The organism is Massilia sp. LXY-6 (assembly GCF_051233485.1).
GTDB lineage: Bacteria > Pseudomonadota > Gammaproteobacteria > Burkholderiales > Burkholderiaceae_D > Telluria.
The window spans coordinates 28,976-46,057 of record NZ_JBKFGF010000048.1; the positions used below are offsets into that span (position 1 = coordinate 28,976).

General features: G+C 67.8%; 14 protein-coding genes. 6 read left to right on the forward strand and 8 right to left on the reverse strand.

Annotated elements, in window-relative coordinates; all coding sequences use genetic code 11:
• Nucleotides 1–79: 79 nt before the first annotated feature.
• Nucleotides 80–310 (reverse strand): hypothetical protein, encoded by a 231-nt coding sequence (locus ACI48D_RS20625; protein WP_435573125.1) that lies wholly within the window; start codon nucleotides 308–310, stop codon nucleotides 80–82.
• A gap of 127 nt (nucleotides 311–437) precedes the next feature.
• Between ACI48D_RS20625 and ACI48D_RS20630 the strand changes: the two genes are divergently transcribed.
• From ACI48D_RS20630 to ACI48D_RS20645, 4 genes are all read left to right on the forward strand, one after another.
• Nucleotides 438–1,943, forward strand: a complete 1,506-nt coding sequence (locus ACI48D_RS20630) for a peptide MFS transporter (protein WP_435573126.1) — start codon at nucleotides 438–440, stop codon at nucleotides 1,941–1,943.
• Between the two features lie 246 nt (nucleotides 1,944–2,189).
• Entirely contained in the window at nucleotides 2,190–3,032 is an 843-nt protein-coding gene (locus tag ACI48D_RS20635; RefSeq protein ID WP_435573127.1) for a phosphate/phosphite/phosphonate ABC transporter substrate-binding protein, read from the forward strand.
• Between the two features lie 17 nt (nucleotides 3,033–3,049).
• The gene (locus ACI48D_RS20640; protein WP_435573128.1) at nucleotides 3,050–5,935 is read left to right on the forward strand and encodes an EAL domain-containing protein; all 2,886 of its coding nucleotides are present in this window, start codon (nucleotides 3,050–3,052) and stop codon (nucleotides 5,933–5,935) included.
• A 14-nt stretch (nucleotides 5,936–5,949) separates the two neighbouring features.
• Complete coding sequence (locus ACI48D_RS20645; RefSeq protein ID WP_435573129.1) at nucleotides 5,950–7,167, forward strand: pyridoxal phosphate-dependent aminotransferase; 1,218 nt, start codon at nucleotides 5,950–5,952, stop codon at nucleotides 7,165–7,167.
• Between the two features lie 6 nt (nucleotides 7,168–7,173).
• Here ACI48D_RS20645 and ACI48D_RS20650 read toward each other — a convergent pair whose 3' ends face one another.
• From ACI48D_RS20650 to ACI48D_RS20660, 3 genes are read right to left on the reverse strand one after another with little or no spacing between them, the layout of a single operon-like run.
• The gene (locus ACI48D_RS20650; protein WP_435573130.1) at nucleotides 7,174–8,568 is read right to left on the reverse strand and encodes a hybrid sensor histidine kinase/response regulator; all 1,395 of its coding nucleotides are present in this window, start codon (nucleotides 8,566–8,568) and stop codon (nucleotides 7,174–7,176) included.
• Nucleotides 8,569–8,595: 27 nt separating this feature from the next.
• Complete coding sequence (locus ACI48D_RS20655) at nucleotides 8,596–10,056, reverse strand: RAD55 family ATPase (RefSeq protein ID WP_435573131.1); 1,461 nt, start codon at nucleotides 10,054–10,056, stop codon at nucleotides 8,596–8,598.
• Nucleotides 10,057–10,404: a hypothetical protein gene (locus ACI48D_RS20660; protein WP_435573132.1), complete on the reverse strand. Its 348-nt coding sequence runs from the start codon at nucleotides 10,402–10,404 to the stop codon at nucleotides 10,057–10,059.
• 244 nt (nucleotides 10,405–10,648) lie between these two features.
• Between ACI48D_RS20660 and ACI48D_RS20665 the strand changes: the two genes are divergently transcribed.
• On the forward strand, nucleotides 10,649–12,313 hold the full coding sequence (locus ACI48D_RS20665) for a M28 family peptidase (RefSeq protein WP_435573133.1): 1,665 nt from the start codon (nucleotides 10,649–10,651) through the stop codon (nucleotides 12,311–12,313).
• Nucleotides 12,310–14,079: a DUF885 domain-containing protein gene (locus tag ACI48D_RS20670; RefSeq protein ID WP_435573134.1), complete on the forward strand. Its 1,770-nt coding sequence runs from the start codon at nucleotides 12,310–12,312 to the stop codon at nucleotides 14,077–14,079. The genes ACI48D_RS20665 and ACI48D_RS20670 overlap by 4 nt, the downstream gene beginning before the upstream one ends.
• A gap of 3 nt (nucleotides 14,080–14,082) precedes the next feature.
• Here ACI48D_RS20670 and ACI48D_RS20675 read toward each other — a convergent pair whose 3' ends face one another.
• The 4 genes from ACI48D_RS20675 to galU all read right to left on the reverse strand — a co-directional run bounded on the left by ACI48D_RS20675 (nucleotide 14,083) and on the right by galU (nucleotide 17,068).
• Complete coding sequence (locus ACI48D_RS20675) at nucleotides 14,083–15,060, reverse strand: fatty acid desaturase family protein (protein ID WP_435573135.1); 978 nt, start codon at nucleotides 15,058–15,060, stop codon at nucleotides 14,083–14,085.
• Between the two features lie 102 nt (nucleotides 15,061–15,162).
• Nucleotides 15,163–15,639, reverse strand: a complete 477-nt coding sequence (locus ACI48D_RS20680; RefSeq protein ID WP_435573148.1) for a hypothetical protein — start codon at nucleotides 15,637–15,639, stop codon at nucleotides 15,163–15,165.
• An 11-nt stretch (nucleotides 15,640–15,650) separates the two neighbouring features.
• Nucleotides 15,651–16,187 carry a peptide deformylase gene (gene def, locus ACI48D_RS20685; protein ID WP_435573136.1) on the reverse strand — a complete coding sequence of 179 codons (537 nt, stop codon included), beginning with the start codon at nucleotides 16,185–16,187 and terminating at the stop codon, nucleotides 15,651–15,653.
• The gene (galU, locus tag ACI48D_RS20690; protein WP_435573137.1) at nucleotides 16,184–17,068 is read right to left on the reverse strand and encodes a UTP--glucose-1-phosphate uridylyltransferase GalU; all 885 of its coding nucleotides are present in this window, start codon (nucleotides 17,066–17,068) and stop codon (nucleotides 16,184–16,186) included. The genes def and galU overlap by 4 nt, the downstream gene beginning before the upstream one ends.
• Nucleotides 17,069–17,082 lie beyond the last annotated feature (14 nt).

The window sequence follows — 17,082 nt, forward strand, 5'->3', positions numbered from 1 at the left end:
ATCTCCAATGGATTTCAATCGAACCCGAGCCCGCTTGCGTATGGATGAGTACATGCTTGAAAACAAGCCAACCCCGCGATCACTGCCCGAGTTTGTCCACGACAAACGGGAGCGTTATCAAAGAGAATGAAACAGCGCGAATTTCCCGCGCCGCAGACGGGGCATTCTTTTGTTGCAAAAGTAGCACTGAGCGCACCAGGTCCATCTCGCCGATCCCGTGTTCAGAATCTTCCAGGCGCACCGCTTTCTTCAGGTGGCGGTCGAAGCCGGCCGCCGGCGCGCACCGCGCGTCGTCGGGCTGGCCGTGCACACGCCGGCAGAGCCCGTCTTGACAATCTCGGCGGCCTGTTTTTCGAGATTGCGCGAAGGGCCGGGCTCGCGTAGCATCCGGGAATTGCTGTGCCCACAAGGCAAGCATCCTAGAATCCGGGAGACCCATGAAAACCGAAACCCTACCCCTACCCTACACACAAACCCGTTCCTTCCTGACCGTCGCTCTGATCGAGCTGTGGGAGCGCTTCGGCTACTACGGCATGCAGGCGCTGATCGTCTATTACATGGTCGAGCGCCTCGGCTTCGAAGACAGCCGCGCCAACCTGGTCTGGAGCGCGGCCGCGGCCCTGATCTACGTGGCCCCGGCGATCGGCGGCTGGATCGGCGACAAGGTGCTGGGCACCAAGCGCTCGATGTTCCTCGGCGCGATGATCCTGACCGTCGGCTACGCGCTGATGGCGGTGCCGACCGAAAGCACCCGTTTCCTGTTCTGCGCCCTCGGCGTGGTGGTGGTCGGCAACGGCTTGTTCAAGCCCAACACCGCCAACCTGGTGCGCAAGATCTATGAAGGCGACGATTCCAAGATCGACAGCGCCTTCACCCTGTACTACATGGCGGTCAACGTCGGCTCGACCGTCTCGATGCTGGCCACGCCCTGGATCAAGGATTACGTGAACGCCACCTACGGCAGCAACCTCGGCTGGCACGCGGCCTTCGCGGTCTGCAGCGTCGGCCTCGTGCTGGGCCTGCTGAACGTGATGATGATGCGCGCCACCATCGCCCACGTCGGCAGCCTCCCGGACGAACGCCCGCTGCAGGTCGGTAAGTTGCTGGGCGTGCTGGGCGGCGGCGTGCTGGTGGTGTTCGGTTCGGCCATGATCCTGGAAAACCAGGCGCTGGCGCGCGCCTTCGTCTACCTGGCCGGCCTGGTGGTGCTGGGCATCTTCGTGCACCTGATCCGCAAGAGCGAACCGAGCGAGCGCGCCGGCCTGATCGCGGCCCTGGTGCTGACCCTGCAGACCGTGTTCTTCTTCATCTTCTACCAGCAGATGTCGACCTCGCTGTCGCTGTTCGCCCTGCGCAACGTGGACCTCGACTTCAGCATGTTCGGCGCCCACCTGTGGACCTGGTCGCCGGCGCAGTTCCAGGCCCTGAACGCGATCTGGATCATGGTGCTGAGCCCGGTGCTGGCCTGGGCCTATTCCTTCGCCGGCCGCACCGGCAAGGACCTGTCGATCGCCGGCAAGTTCGCGCTCGGCTTCGCCGCGGTGGCGGCCGGCTTCTTCGCCTACGGCGTGGCCGGCGCCTTCGCGGTGAACGGCATGACCTCGTCCTGGGTGATGATCGCCGGCTACGGCCTGTACTCGCTGGGCGAACTGCTGGTGTCGGGCCTGGGCCTGGCGATGGTGGCGCGCTACGTGCCGGCGCGCATGAGCGGCTTCATGATGGGCGCCTACTTCGTCGCCACCGGCATCTCGCAATACCTGGGCGGCGTGGTCGCCAACCTGGCCAGCGTACCGAAGGATCTGACCGACCCGGTCCAGACCCTGCCGATCTACACCAGCCTCTTCAATAAGCTGGGCATGGGCGCGATCGCCTGTACCGTCATTGCGCTGCTGGCCCTGCCGCTGATGCGCAAGCTGACCGCCAGCCACCAGTCGCACCAGTAAGCCATCTGATCATCGTCGTCCCCGCGCAGGCGGGATAATGCCCCCGGCACTATCCCGCCTGCGCTGGGACGACGTTTTCATGCCGCGTTCTTGCATGGCGCGTATTCGTTGCACAGACGAAACAAGAATCTCTCCAGCATTTCTGTTGCAAATGGGAAAGTGATATAGTTCGAAGCGCAGCACGGGCCCCGAACTCGCCCGGCATCAACCTTCGGCCCCTGCTCCCGGCCGCTACTGTCCCGACCCATGCCATCCTTCGCCAAACACGGTTTCGTTCTGTTTGCGTGCGCACTCGCCCTCAACGCCCGTGCCGAGACGCACAGCTATAACTTTTCGCCCGTCAACCAGTACAACCTGCAGGTCTCGGCCCGGTTCTGGAACCCGATCATCCACTACGTCTCGGCCAGGAGCGGCGTGCGCCTGAACCTCAAGCTGGGCCGCACCTCGGCCGACACCACCAGCTACATCCTGACGCGCGAAGTCGATTTCGCGTTCACCAACCACCTGTTCAGCCCGGAACGCGAAAAGATGGGCTGGACCGTGTTCGGCCGCCGCGACGCCGCGCCGGTGCGGGCCCAGATCGTGGTCCCGGCCGATTCGCCGGTGAAGGAGCTGAAGGAGCTGGCCGGGGCCACCGTGGTGTTCCCCGGGCCGGAAGCGCTGGTCGGCTACAAGGCCCCCTACGCCGAGCTGCTGCGCCGCCACATTCCCGTGAACGTCGTGTTTGCCGGAAACATGGATGCCGCCTTCACCCAGCTGGTCGCCGGCAAGGCCAGGGCGGCCGGCGCGAACTCCCAGCTGGTGCAGAACTACAGCGGACGCGAAGGCAAGGCGTTCCGGGTGCTGTGGAGTTCCGCGCCCTTCAACGACCTGGCGCTGATGGCCTCGCCCCGGGTGCCGCCCGCCGACCTGCGCGCCGTCGCCAAGGCCTTCCTGGGCATGCGCCAGGATCCGGAAGGCCGCCGCGTCCTCGACGCCGCCTCCGAACTGGTGCGTGCTCCGCAGCCGGTCGGCTTCGTGCCGGCCGGCGACGCCGACTATGCCAGCTACCGCGCCTTCTACACCGGCGCCCCGATCAGCCTGCGTTGAACCACCCGGGACCGCCCATGCCCTTGCGTTTGCCCCTCCAGCGTTTGTCCCCGTCCTCGCTGCTGCCGCGCTCCCTGGTCGGGCGCGTGTTCGCGGTGTTCAGCCTCACCATGCTGGTGTTCCTCGGCACCGGCATGGGCCTGTTCTACCGCTACCAGTTCCTGCAGCACGTCGACGAGACCCAGGACGCCGCCCTCACCCTGATCGAGGTGGCGGCCCAGAATATCGAGGACAGCGTGGTGATCGGCGACTACGACACGGTCCAGCGCACCCTCGGCAAGATGCTGTTCCAGTCGCCGTTCAAGAGCGCCGCCTTCATCGACGTGGCCGGCGGCACCCTGCGCGTGCAGGCGCCGAAGAGCGAGCGGGTGCCGGCGCCGCGCTGGCTGAGCGAGCTGATCGCCTCCAAGCTGTACGAAGTCAACCGCGTCGCCAGCGTCGGCGGCCGCGACTACGGCGTGATCCGGCTCGAATTCGACGCCGACAAGATCGCCTCCCAGCTGTGGGCGCTGGTGGTCGAGACCGCGACCTTCGCCCTGGTCGCGTTCGCGCTCGGTCTGGGCCTGATGCGCACGCTCCTGAAACGCTGGCTGGCCAACCTGGGCCGCCTGCGCTCGTTCGAGGACGACGTCGCCGCCGGCCGCGTCACCGCCGAAGCCGACCTGCACGCCGACGCCCCGACCGAGATCCAGGAAGCGATCCGCGCCGTCAACCGCAGTGCCGCCAGCCTGCGCGTGCAGTTCGGCCAGCGCATCGATTCGCTGATGAACTCCCTCATGCAGCACAAGAACGCGGTCGACCAGGCCGCCATCGTGAGCGAGGTCGACATCCAGGGCCGCATCATCGGCGTCAACGAACTGTTCCAGCGCAGCTGCGGCTACGCGCGTGCAGAGGCGGTCGGCCGCGAGCTGGCCGAGTTCGGCCGCCCGGCCGCCGCCGGCGCCCCCTGGAGCCCGTCGCCCGAGGTCTGGAACGGCGAGGTCGTGTTCACCGGGCGCAGCGGTCTCCTGCAATGGTACCGGACCATCGTCCCGATCTTCGACGCGGCGGGGAACATCGAACGCTACCTGTGCATCGACATCGACATCACCGAGCGCAAGGAATTCGAACGCGCAATCGTCGAGAGCGCCAAGCGCCAGACCCTGATCGCCGACCTCGGGCGCAAGGCCCTGGCCGCCAACGGCCTCGACGAACTGTTCGCGGACGCCGTGCAGGCCGCCGCGCAGGGTCTGGGGACGCCCTGCGCAGCCCTGTTCGAGGCCGCCCAGTTCGAGGTCGACCCCAGCCGCCAGCTGACGGTGCGCGCCGCTGCCGGCCGCCTGACCCAGGCCACCGGCCTGCAGCTCGGCTGCCCCGGCGATCCGCTGGCGGGCGTGCCGGCCCCCAGCATCCGCCCCTGGTTCGCGCCGCTGGCGGCGATGCACGGGCTGCGCACCGGCCTGGACGCCGGCGTCAGCCGCTTCGGCGTGCTGGGCGTGTACACCGACCACCCGCGCCGCTTCGACGAGGACGACGCCGTGTTCCTGCGCGGGATCGCCAACATCCTGGCCACCGCGGTGGAGCGCCAGGAAGCCAGGAACCGCCTGACCTACCTGGCCCAGTACGATTCGCTGACCAACCTGCCGAACCGGCGCCGCCTGGGCGCCTGCCTGGAAGACGCGATCGCCCAGGCCGGCCGCCATGGGCACCGCGCGGCTGTGATGTTCATCGACCTGGACCGCTTCAAGAAGGTCAACGACATGCTCGGCCACGCCGTCGGCGATCAGTTGCTGGTGCAGGCCGCGGCCCGCCTGGAAACCTGCGCGCGCAGCGACAACCTGGTGGCGCGCCTGGGCGGCGACGAATTCTCGGTGGTGCTGCCCTACGTGGGCGGGCAGGAAGGCAATTCGAGCGATGCGGCGCTGGTCGCGGCCCGCATCATCGAATCGCTGGCCCAGCCCTTCCACCTGCAGGGCCAGCAGCTGTTCGTCTCGGCCAGCATCGGCATCGCCAGATTTCCGGAAGACGGCGCCAGCGCCGAGCAGTTGCTGAAGAGCGCCGACACGGCCATGTACGGCGCCAAGAACAACGGCCGCAACACCTACCAGTTCTATTCCGCGGCGCTGCACGAGAACGCCGCCCGCCGCCTGCAGCTCGAATCCCAGCTGCGCCGGGCGCTGGACCGCGGCGAATTCCTGCTGCACTACCAGCCGAAGCTCGACCTGGCGAGCGGCAGCATCAGCGGCTTCGAAGCCCTGCTGCGCTGGAACCATCCGGAGCGCGGCCTGGTGCCGCCGCTGGAATTCATTTCGATCCTCGAGGACACCGGCCTGATCCTCCCGGCCGGCGAATGGGTGATCGCCGAAGTCTGCCGCCAGCTGCGCAGCTGGGAGGCGGCCGGCCTGCCGCCGCCGCCGGTGGCGATCAACCTGTCGGCCCGCCAGCTCCAGCATGCCGACCTGGCCGCCGCCATCGAGCGCATCGTGGGCGACGCCGGAATCGACCCGAGCCTGCTCGAATTCGAGCTGACCGAGTCGATGCTGATGGGCAATCCGGAAGCCGCGGTGGCGATCCTGTCGCGCATCAAGGCGCTCGGCATGCGCCTGTCGGTGGACGACTTCGGCACCGGCTACTCGAGCCTGGCCTACCTGAAGCGCTTCCCGCTGGACGCCCTGAAGATCGACCGCACCTTCGTGCGCGACCTGCCGGACGACCTCGATGACGCCGCCATCACCAAGGCCGTGATCCGGCTGGCGCACAGCCTGAGCCTGAAAGTGGTGGCCGAGGGCGTCGAGAATGCCGAACAGCTGCGCGAACTGGAAAGGTACGACTGCGACGAGATCCAGGGCTATTATGTGAGCCGGCCGCTGCCGCCCGCGGACTGCCTGGCCTTCCTGCGCACCGAGCAGCCTGTGGCCGCCTGATGTAAGATGACGCCATGCCAGATACCCAGAATACCCCCGCATCCCCATCCCTTGCCCGCGCCCTCCAGGTCGCATCCCGCGTCGACGCCATCGAACCCTTCCGCGTCATGGAAATGGTCAAGCAGGCGGCCGCCATGAGCCGTGCCGGCATCGATGTCATCAGCATGAGCGTCGGCGAGCCCGACTTCACCGCGCCCGAGATGGTCGCCAGCGCCGCCATCGAAGCGATCCGCGGCGGCGCCACCCAGTACACCGAGTCGCTCGGCCTGCCGGCCTTGCGTGAAGCGATTTCCGGGCACTACACCCGCTTTTACGGCCTGGACGTCGATCCGCGCCGCATCGTGGTCACCGCCGGCGCCTCGGCCGGCCTGCTGCTGGCCTGCGCGGCCCTGGTGGCCGAGGGCGACGAAGTCCTGATGCCCGATCCCTGCTACCCGTGCAACCGCCACTTCGTGAGCGCCTTCGGCGGCAAGCCGGTCCTCCTCTATTCGAGCGCCGCGGAACGCTACCAGCTCACGGCAGCCCACCTGGCCGAGCATTGGAACGACAGGACCCGCGGCGTGCTGGTGGCCTCGCCCTCGAACCCGACCGGCACGTCGATGACGGTACCGCAGGCGCGCGAACTGCTGGCCGCGGTGCGCCGGCGCGGCGGCTTCGCCATCGTCGACGAGATCTACCAGGGCCTGTCGTACGACGACAAACCGGTCAGCGCCCTGGCGCTGGACGACAGCGTGATCACGGTGAACAGCTTCTCGAAGTACTTCAGCATGACCGGCTGGCGCCTGGGCTGGCTGGTGGTGCCGGAGAACCTGGTGCCGGTGTTCGAGAAGCTGGCCCAGAACCTGTTCATCTGCGCGCCCACCATCGCCCAGCACGCGGCCCTGGCCTGCTTCCGCGACGACGCGCTGGAGATCTTCGAAGGACGCCGTCTGGAATTCCAGCGCCGCCGCGACTTCCTGGTGCCGGCCCTGCGCGAACTGGGCTTCGCCGTGCCGGTGATGCCGGACGGCGCCTTCTACGTGTACGCCGACATCGCCGGCCTGCCGCACCGCCACGCGGGCGACAGCACGGCGTTCGGCAAGGCGGTGCTGGAACAAGCGCATGTGGCGATCGTGCCGGGCGACGACTTCGGCTTTGCGGCACCACGCCGGCACGTGCGCTTTTCCTACGCCACCAAGTACGAACGGATCGAAGAAGCGGTGCAGCGCCTGGCGCGCCTGCTGCCGCGCTAGGAAAGCTCAGGCCCGCTCGGCGGCGGCGCTGTTGGCGCCCACGCTGGCGCCGGTGCCGATCAGCGGCAGCAGCGCGGCCAGCCCGACCGGCTTCACCAGGTAGTGGTCGAAGCCGGCTTCCAGACCGCGCGCCTGGTCTTCCGGCTGGCCGTAGCCGGTCATGGCGATCGCCAGCGGCCGCGCTCCCCCGGTCTCGGTGCCGACCGCCGCCCGCACCGCGCGGATCAGTCCCAGCCCGTCCAGCCCCGGCAAGCCGATGTCGCACACGATCACGTCGTAGGGCCGTTCCAGCGCCGCCGCCAGGCCGCTGCGGCCGTCCAGGGCGGTGATCACCTCATGCCCTTCCTCGCGCAGGCAGGCCGCCAGCGTGGCGCTGGTGTCGGGATTGTCTTCCACCAGCAGTATCCGCCTGCGTCCGCCGGTGACGGCCACCCGGTCGGGACCGCGATCGACGCTGCGCTGCCCGGAGCGCGGCAGGCGTACCGTGAAACAGCTGCCCAGCCCGGCGCCGCGGCTCTCCGCCGTCACCGTTCCGGCATGCATGCCGACCAGGTTGCGCACCACGTTCAGGCCCACGCCCAGCCCGCCCTCGGAACGCGCCAGCGAGCGCGGTCCCTGGGTGAACAGGTCGAAGAGGTAGGGAATGATTTCGGGCGCGATACCGTTGCCGTTGTCCTCGATCGCCACTGCGACCTGGTCGGCATCGGCACGGGCCGTCAGGCGCAGCCTGCCGCCGTCGCCGGTGTACTTGGAAGCGTTCGCCAGCAGGTTGGTGAACACCTGGGTCAGGCGCACCTGGTCGCCTTCCACCACCACCGACTCCGGCGGCAGCTCGACCTGCAGGCTCTGGCGGCGCTCCTGGATGCAGGGTTGCATGGTCTCGACCGCCTGCTGCAGCACATCGGCCAGCAGCAGCGGCTGGGTTTTGAGCGTGATCTTGCCGCTGCTGATGCGGGCGGCGTCGAGCAGGTCGTCGAGCAGCTTGGCCATGTGCTCGACCTGGCGCCCGATCACCCGCGCCAGCTTGTGCAGCTGGGGCGTGGCGTCCGGCGTGCGGGCCAGCAGCGAGGCCGCCATGCCGATCGGCGAGAGGGGGTTGCGCAGCTCGTGCGCCAGCATCGCCAGGAATTCGTTCTGGCGGCGGTTGGCCGCTTCGGCGTCTTCCTGCAGGTGCTGGGCCTGGACCGCCGCCAATACCAGGTGCTCGTTGGCCTCGCGCAATTCGGCGATCGAGTCCTCGAGGCGCCCCTTCTCGGCGGCCACGGCACGCAGGGCGTCGACTTCCCGCTCCAGGGCATGGATGCGGCGCAGCAGGAACTCCTCGGGGATGACCGAGCCCTGCGAATCATGCGCGCCGGCGCGCTGTTGCGAGGCCGTGGTGTCGTCGTGGTGCGGTTCCATTGCGTCCTCGTCCAGGCCCATGATTCCTCAGCCCACCATCGTCGGCCGTCCGACCAGCACGCCGCTCAGGTAAGGCGATTTTCCGTCGACCTCGATCCCTTGCGCGGTGATCATGTATTGGCGCACATCGCTGCTATGGTCGCAACCGCGCACCTTCACCACGGTCATGTACTTGTGCAGCGCGCCCTCGTACTCGACAAAGCGCAGCGACACCACGGCGTCGGTCAGGAAACACAGGTCGTCGGGGCTGAAGCTCAAGCGGCTGTAGTCATCCTCCATGCCGACCGTGACCACGGCGCTGACGCCGCGCTTGGCCAGCTCGGTGAGCGTGCGGAACACGGCGACACGCAGGTCGGCGCGCACTTCCGGCGCCAGATACAGCCCGATCTCGGACAGGGAGTCGATCACCACGCGGGTAGCGCCGGTGCGGTCGATCGCCGTGCACAACTCGTCCATCAGTTCTTCGACGCTGAGCGACAGCGAGCGGCTTTCGACCAGCGTCACCTGGCCGGCCTGCACCATCTCCGCCAGCTCGGCATTGCGCAGGCGCGCCGTGCCCTTCTCGAAATACAGGGCCACGCCCTTCTCTCCCTTCGCCGCGCCGGCCTGCAGGAAGCGGGTACCCAGGATGGTCTTGCCGGCCCCGGTCGGTCCCGATATCAACAAAGTGTGGCCCTGCGGCAGCCCGCCGTGCATCAACTCGTCCAGGCCCGCGGTCCCGGTCGTGATGCGCTGCGGGTTGCGTTCGATCGGCCCCCCGGGCACGCGATCGTCCGCCAGCGGCGGCAGCAAGCGCGGATAGACGCGGATGCCATCGTCGGCGATGCGCATCGTGTGCGCACCCGTCATGTGGGCCTGGCCGCGCATCTTGTTCACGCGCATCTTGCGCAGCGCCGAATTGTCGTCGGCCGCCTGGTACAGCGTCAGCATGCCGTCGGCCACGGTGATGATCGGATTGGCCTCGACGTCGGCCTGCGAATATTCGCCGATCAGGAAGGTGGTCGCCTGCCAGGTGGCCATGCGCGAACCGAGTTCCTGGATGAATTGCTGCAGGTCGGACAGGCCTTCGTTGCCGCTGCGCGCCGACTGCATCACCGAGCGGAACGAGTCGACGAACACCAGTCCGGGGCCGAAATCCTCGACCTCGCGCATGATACGTTCCAGCACGCCGTGGAAGTGGCCGGCGCGCAGGTCGTCGGCCAGGTTCACGTAGCGGATAGAGGGTCCGACCTTGTCCATCTCGAAGAACCTGAACTGCTGCTGGTAGCGCAGCATCTTCAGCGGCGGCTCGCCGAGGACGGTGAAGAACAGGGCCCGCCGCTCGGGGCCGGCCAACGCGAACATGATCTGGTGCGCCAGCGTGGTCTTGCCACTGCCGGGCGCGCCGGCGATCAGCGTGAACGAATATTCGGTCAGGCCGCCGCCGAGGAGGACATCGAGGCCCGGAACCCCGGTGGCCAGCATTCCCAGGCGTACTTTGTCGGTCATTTACTTGTGCTCCTGTACATCTTCCGGTCCGTCCTGCTCCAAGGCCGTTGCGTGGGCGAGGAGCCGGGCCGTGAGCGCCTCGCCGATCAGCGTCGATAGCTGTCTGGTGAATGTGTTCAGCAATTCCGCGTTCGCGATATCGGCCACGGCATTGTCGGTGCCCGCCAGGTCGCGCTCGAGCGCACCCAGCAGTCCGTCGATCGACTTGCGCGTACTATCCACGCTCAGCCATTCGTAGCGGACAGCCAGCGTGCGCAGCGCGCGTCCGAGGAGCGCACAAAACCCGCTCTCGCCGATCAGGGTCGTCAACTGCCCACTGATGCGGCGCCACGGGCGCAGCCGGTCCACGGACGAACCCACGGGGTGTGCCGTAGCGTCATTGCTGGATTGTCGCCGCTGTTTATCGTCTCTTTCCATGCAGGTCACTAAATTTATCTTGGTGCGGCACCGCCGAGGCGGCCAAGGCATGTGGGGACCATTATAACGAGATTGTTGCATAATGCTTTGTAATGTCGTGACAATATTTTTGTGTCACCTTCGGCGCCATGGACTGCTACCATCGAGTTTCCTGAAACAACGATCAACCGCTCCCATGCCAGACCGCCGATTCCGCGCCGCCGCCCTGCTGACGGCCGCTTTGTTCGCCACCCTGCCCGCTGCCCACGGCGCGCCGCCCGCTGCCGCCGCTGCCGCCGCTGCCGCCGCGCCGGCCGTGCTGGAAGCGCCGCTGCGCGCCCACCTGTCCTTCCTCGCCGACGACCTGCTCGAAGGCCGCGGCACCGGCCAGCGCGGCGGCGAACTCACCGTGCGCTACCTGGAGACCCAGGCCGCCGCCATCGGCCTGAAGCCGGCCGCAGGCAAGGGCTACCGGCAAAAAGTCGAGCTGGTCGGCCAGAAGACCCAGCCCGGCAGCCTGCTGCGCTTCGAGGCCGGCGGCAAGGTGATCGAGACGGCCTTCGGGCGTGACGCCGTGTACGCCAACGCCGGCGGCCAGCTCGACACCAGGCTGGACGCGCCGATCGTGTTCGTCGGCTACGGCATCGATGCGCCGGAAGAAGGCTGGAACGATTTCCGGGGCGTGGACGTGAAAGGCAAGCTGCTGGTGGCGATGGTGAACGACCCCCAGCCCACAAGCACCGAACCGGAGCGCTTCGGCGGCAAATCGCTGACCTGGTACGGCCGCTGGACCTACAAGTTCGAGGAAGCGCTGCGCCAGGGCGCGGCCGGCATCCTGCTGATCCACACGACGGCATCGGCGTCGTATCCGTGGAGCGTGCCGGTGAACAGCTTCTCGCACGAGCAGTTCCACCTGGCCGGACCCGGCAACCCGCTGCAGGGCTGGATCAGCGAGGACATGGCGCGCACCCTGTTCATGGCCGCAGGCCAGGACCTCGACGCCCTGCGCGCCCGCGCCGAGGTGAAGGGTTTCCAGCCGGTGCCGCTTTCCGCCAGCGTCCACGCGCAGGTGAAGAGCACGGTGCGCCAAGTGGCCGAGTACAACGTGGCCGGCATCGTCCCCGGCACCGACCCGAAGCTGCGCGACGAAGCGGTGATCTATTCGGCACACTGGGACCACCTCGGCATCGACGAACACAACGGCCAGCCCGACCACATCTGGAACGGTGCGATCGACAACGGCTCCGGCACCGCCGCCCTGCTGGCGATGGCCCAGGCCGCGGTGGCGCATCCGGCGCGCCGCACCCAGATCTTCCTGTGGCCCTGCGCCGAGGAACAGGGCCTGCTGGGCAGCCTGGCCTACACGCGTGCTCCGCTGTGGCCGCTGGCGAAGACCGCCGCCGACCTCAACCTCGACAGCATGAACTTCGTCGGCCCCACGCGCGACATCGGCGTACCGGGCGCCGAGCGCAGCTCGCTGTACGCGACCAGCCGCCAGGTGGCGCAGGCGATGGGCCTGACGCTGGCCCCTGGCGTACCGGACCTGGGCGGCGCCTATTTCCGCGCCGACCACTTCAGCTTCGCCAAGGCCGGCGTCCCGGCCTTCAACGTCGGCTCGGCCGTGTTCTCCGGCGACGGCAGCTTCGCCTTCGTCCACGATGCCGCCGCCTCCGCCGGCCGCATGCGCGCCTTCACCAAGGACTACCACCAGGTCAGCGACCAGTACGACCCGGACTGGGACCTGTCGGGCATGGTGCAGCAGGCCCAGTTCACCCTGAACTTGGGGTACGCGGTGGCGAATGCGCCGTCGATGCCGGCGTGGCGCGCGGGCGAGGCATGGGGGAAGGTGAAGCGCCCATGACATGTCGCCGCCCGGTCCTGCCCCTCCTGCTTGCCCTCTCCACCCTGGCGCCGGCCACGTTCGGCGCGCCGCCGCGCGCCGCGGCCACCACCGCCGACGCCCGCTTCCAGGCCGTCTACCAGCAGGAATGGAAGTGGCGCATCGCCCAGCGCCTGGCCGACGACGACGACCTGCCGCAGGGCGTGCGCCCGGAATTGCCGCACGTCGACGCCGCCACCCAGGACATCCGGCGCCGTTATTGGGAGGCCGTGCTGAAGCGCCTCGACGCCATCGATCCGGGCGCGCTGTCGAAGCCGGAACGCATCAACTATGCCGTGTACCGCGCCCAGATCAAGGCCTTGTACGAGGCCCAGCGCTTCCACGAATACGAGCAGCCGGTCAACGCCGACAGCGCCTTCTGGACCGACATCACCTATGCCGCACGGCGCCCCCTCAACTCGGCGCAGGAATACCGCGACTACATCGCCGAACTGCGCGAGATGCCGCGCTACTTCCGCGAGCAGCTCGCCAATATGCGCGCCGGCCTGGCGCGTGGCTTCACGCCGCCGCGCGTGACCCTGGCCGGCCGCGACGCGCCGCTGGTCTCGGTTGCCGAAGCCAGGTCGCCGCAGGACACCATCTTCTACGCGCCCTTCCGCAGCATGCCGGCGACTATCCCGGCCGACGAGCAGGCGCGCCTGCGCGACGAGGGAGCGGCCGCGATCCGCGAGGCCGTCCAGCCGGCCCACGCCGAAGTGCTGGCCTGGGTGCGCAGCGACTACTTCCCGAAGGCGCGCACGGCCCTGGCCGCCGAGAGCCTCCCGGACGGCAAGGCATACTATCAATCGAAAATCGTCGAGTACACCACCACCTCGCTGAGCGCGGACGAGATCCATGCCATCGGCCTGGCCGAGATGGCGAAGATCCGCGCCGAGATGCAGCAGGCGATGCTCGACGCCGGCTTCAAGGGCGAACTGCCGGCCTTCCTGGCTTTTCTCCGCAGCGATCCGCAGTTCTATGCCAGGACCCCGGACGAGCTGCTGATGCGCGCCGCCTGGATCGCCAAGAAGTTCGACGGCAAGGCCGCGGCTTTCTTCGGCTACCTGCCGCGGCGCCGCTTTGCCATCGTGCCGGTGCCGGCCGACCAGGCGCCCTACTACACCTCGGCGCGCGGCGGCCCCGGGGTCTACCTGGTCAATACGTACAACCTGCCGGCCCGCGCCCTGTACAGCCTTCCCGCGCTGACGCTGCACGAATCGGCACCGGGCCACGCCTTCCAGATGCCGGTCGCGCAGGAACAGCAAGGCGTGCCGCCGTTCCGCCGCGCCTACATCTCGGCCTACGGCGAAGGCTGGGCCCTGTATTCGGAACGGCTGGGCACCGAGATGGGCATCTACGAGACGCCGTATGAGGTGTTCGGGATGCTGAGCTACCAGGCCTGGCGCGCCGCACGCCTGGTGGTCGACACCGGCATCCACGCCAAGGGCTGGACGCGCGAACAGGCGCAGGCCTACATGCACGACAACACGGCCCTGTCCGATCACGAGATCGAGACCGAAGTCGACCGCTACATCTCCTGGCCGGGCCAGGCCCTGTCGTACTACCTAGGCCAGATGGCGATCATGAACGCGCGTAAAAAGGCGGAGGCGGCGCTGGGGCCGAAGTTCGATATCCGCGCCTTCCACGACACCGTGCTGCAGCTCGGGTCGGTGCCGCTGCCGGTGCTGGAGGCGCGGATCGATGCGTTCATCGCCGAGGGCGGGAAAAGCCCCTACCCGAGGCCTTGAGTCCTACCTGGCTTCGCCCACCATCCGCCTGAGCACTTGGGCGTAGCCGCGTTCCAGCGCGGCGTGACGATCCGCGCCATCGTAGGCGCCCTGCGCGCGCAGCCAGCGGTGAAAGCGCGGCAGTTGCCAGGCCGGCACCGTTGGCACCAGGTGGTGCTCGAAGTGGTAGTTGACGTAGTTCGGCGCCACCGTCAGCCGCTCCCACCAGGATGCCAGCACGGTGCGCGTGTTGCGCCGGATGTCGGGTTCGCGCGTGCCCGGCAGCGCGCCATGTTCAGCGGCGTTGCGGATGCGGCTGTACAGCATGTAGGTGGTGAGCCAGGCGGCGGGCCACAGCAGGTAATCCCACGCATGTCCGGCCGCGGCGCAGGCCGCGAGCATCAGGCCGTTGGCCACGGCGCAGCGCCAGCTGTTGCGCAGCAGCGTGCGCGCGCTCAGCACGCGCTTGCCGGCGGTTTCGCCGTCGCGGTAGCTGTAGCCGCTGCGCTGGTCGGCGCTGGCGTACAGCACCATCAGCGCGGCAAAGGCGCGCAGGCCGGAACGGCCGGTGAGGTCGCGCAGCAGTTTGCGGCGCAGCGAAGCGCGGCTGACCGGGTAGTTCTCGTAGTTGGGCAGGTCCGGGTCGTCGGTGGTGCCGGCCTGCTGGTGGTGGGTGAAGTGGTAGCGGCGGTAGATCCCGAGCTCGACGAACATCGGCGCCGCGCACAGCCACTGGCCAATCGATTCGTTCAGGGCCGCCGTCTTGAACAGCGAGCGGTGCGCGGTCTCGTGCATCAGGATGCCGAGACCGAGCTGGCGCCCGCCCAGTACCAGCAAGGCGACGGCGACCGTGAGCGGATTGGTTCGCCACATCACGAGCGCGAAGCAGGCCGCGATCAGGCTCCAGTTGAAGGCCAGCATGCGCAGGCCGGCGAGGTCGGATTTCGCCAGGAAGGGACGGATCTGCTCGCGCGGCAGGGGCTGGCTCCAGTCAAAGGGCATGGCGATTCCGGCTCAGGTTCCGGTGCAGTAAGCGGAGTTGCCAGTCTAGCAGTAAAGCCCGGCAGGAAACCGGCCGAAGAGCCGATTAGAGGCCCGGCTCGATCACTCGAACAGCTTGAGTTTCAGCTGCACCGAGATGCCCCCGTACAGCCGGTCCTTGTAGGTCGGGATGATGCCGACGTTGACCCCGACGCGCCGGTATTCGTAGGTCACGGTCGGGATCACGGCCGGGAACCAGCCGCCGTCGCGCATGTGCGGATAGCCGTTGAAGGCGGCGATCGCCGCGCCCAGGCGCACCGGCCCCAGCGCGTACGGCTGCCAGATCACGCCGGCGTAGTTCGAGTACTCGCGGTCGCTGTTGACGAAGCGGCCGGCCGCGGCCGACATGGTGCCCGAGAAGCGGTACTCCGCAGCCAGGCCGCGGTTGCCGCCGTTCAGGTTCTTGTCGCGGTCGAAGTGCCAGGTGGCGAAGCCGCTGTCGACCCACAGCTCGCTCTTCGGCGCCGCGTCGATTTTCGTGAACAGCTCGTCGGCCCTGGCCAGGGGTGCCAGCGCCAGGCAGGCGGCCAGCACGGTCATGCATTGCTTGTTCAATCGTCTGCCTTCGGATCGAGATGGGGGAACATCACTTCGGTGAAGCCGAAGCGGGAAAAATCCTTGATGCGCATCGGGTAGAGGATGCCCAGCAGGTGGTCGACCTCGTGCTGCACCACGCGCGCATGGAAACCGTCGACGTCGCGACTGATATGTTTTCCATATTGATCGACGCCTTGGTAATGCAAACGCGTATAACGGGGGACACTGCCCCGCAGGCCGGGCACCGACAGGCAGCCTTCGAAGCCCTCTTCCATCTTGCTTGATAACGGGGTCAAGACCGGATTGATCAGCACCGTCTCCGGCACCGCCGGGGCGTCCGGATAGCGCTGGTTGCGGCCAAAGCCGAAGATCACCAGTTGCAGGTTGACGCCGATCTGCGGCGCGGCCAGGCCGGCGCCCTCGACCGCGTGCATGGTCTCGAACATGTCCTTGACCAGCGCGTGCAGTTCCGGCGTGTCGAATTCCTTCACCGGTTCGGCCACCCGCAGCAAACGCGGGTCGCCCATCTTCAGGATCTCGCGGATCGTCATCTTCCCTCCCGCATTTCTGCCAGAAATTCGGCGAAGCCGGCGGCGGTTTCCGGGTGTTTCAGGCCCATCGCCGTGGTCGCCTTCAGGTAACCGAGCTTGGAACCGCAATCATAACGCTGGCCGGCGTAACGGTAGGCCAGCACGCGTTCGCGGTTCATCAGCGCGGCGATGCCGTCGGTGAGCTGGATCTCGCCGCCGGCGCCGGCGCCGATGCTTGCCAGGTGATCGAAGATGGCGCCGGACAGCACGTAGCGGCCGACCACGGCCAGGGTCGAGGGCGCATCGTCCGGCTGCGGCTTCTCGACGATGCCGGACACCAGCTCGAGATCGGGACGGTAGGCGCTGGCGCTGACGATGCCGTACTGGCGGGTATGCGCGCGCGGCACATCCTGCACCGCCAGCACGCTGCACTTCTCGTAGGCATACAGGTCGGTCATCTGGGCCAGCACCGGCTTGTGGCCGGGCGCGCTGTCCATGAAGTCGTCGGCGAGCAGCACCGCGAACGGCTCGTTGCCGACCACCGGGCGCGCGCACAGCACGGCATGGCCCAGGCCCAGCGGCTCGGACTGGCGGATGTAGATGCAGTTGACGCTCTTCGGGATCACGCCGCGCACCAGCTTCAGGAGTTCTTCCTTGCCGTGCGCCTCCAGCTCGGCCTCGAGCTCGTAGGCCTTGTCGAAATGGTCCTCGATCGCGCGCTTGTTGCGGCCCGTGATGAAGATCATCTCGGTGATGCCGGCGGCGACCGCCTCCTCGACCGCATACTGGATCAGCGGTTTGTCGACGATCGGCAGCATCTCCTTCGGTTGCGCCTTGGTGGCCGGCAGGAAGCGGCTGCCCAGGCCCGCGACCGGGAATACGGCCTTCTTGATTGCACTCATCGTGTCACTCCTAT

Bases quoted from the DNA above. Each gene is read 5' to 3' on its own strand.
- ACI48D_RS20645 (WP_435573129.1), top strand. From the start codon at position 5,950: ATGCCAGATACCCAGAATACCCCCGCATCCCCATCCCTTGCCCGCGCC.
- ACI48D_RS20635 (WP_435573127.1), top strand. From the start codon at position 2,190: ATGCCATCCTTCGCCAAACACGGTTTCGTTCTGTTTGCGTGCGCACTC.
- ACI48D_RS20630 (WP_435573126.1), top strand. From the start codon at position 438: ATGAAAACCGAAACCCTACCCCTACCCTACACACAAACCCGTTCCTTC.
- ACI48D_RS20640 (WP_435573128.1), top strand. From the start codon at position 3,050: ATGCCCTTGCGTTTGCCCCTCCAGCGTTTGTCCCCGTCCTCGCTGCTG.
- ACI48D_RS20675 (WP_435573135.1), bottom strand. From the start codon at position 15,060: ATGCCCTTTGACTGGAGCCAGCCCCTGCCGCGCGAGCAGATCCGTCCC.
- def (WP_435573136.1), bottom strand. From the start codon at position 16,187: ATGACGATCCGCGAGATCCTGAAGATGGGCGACCCGCGTTTGCTGCGG.
- ACI48D_RS20650 (WP_435573130.1), bottom strand. From the start codon at position 8,568: ATGGAACCGCACCACGACGACACCACGGCCTCGCAACAGCGCGCCGGC.
- ACI48D_RS20670 (WP_435573134.1), top strand. From the start codon at position 12,310: ATGACATGTCGCCGCCCGGTCCTGCCCCTCCTGCTTGCCCTCTCCACC.
- ACI48D_RS20665 (WP_435573133.1), top strand. From the start codon at position 10,649: ATGCCAGACCGCCGATTCCGCGCCGCCGCCCTGCTGACGGCCGCTTTG.
- ACI48D_RS20655 (WP_435573131.1), bottom strand. From the start codon at position 10,056: ATGACCGACAAAGTACGCCTGGGAATGCTGGCCACCGGGGTTCCGGGC.
- ACI48D_RS20680 (WP_435573148.1), bottom strand. From the start codon at position 15,639: ATGACCGTGCTGGCCGCCTGCCTGGCGCTGGCACCCCTGGCCAGGGCC.
- galU (WP_435573137.1), bottom strand. From the start codon at position 17,068: ATGAGTGCAATCAAGAAGGCCGTATTCCCGGTCGCGGGCCTGGGCAGC.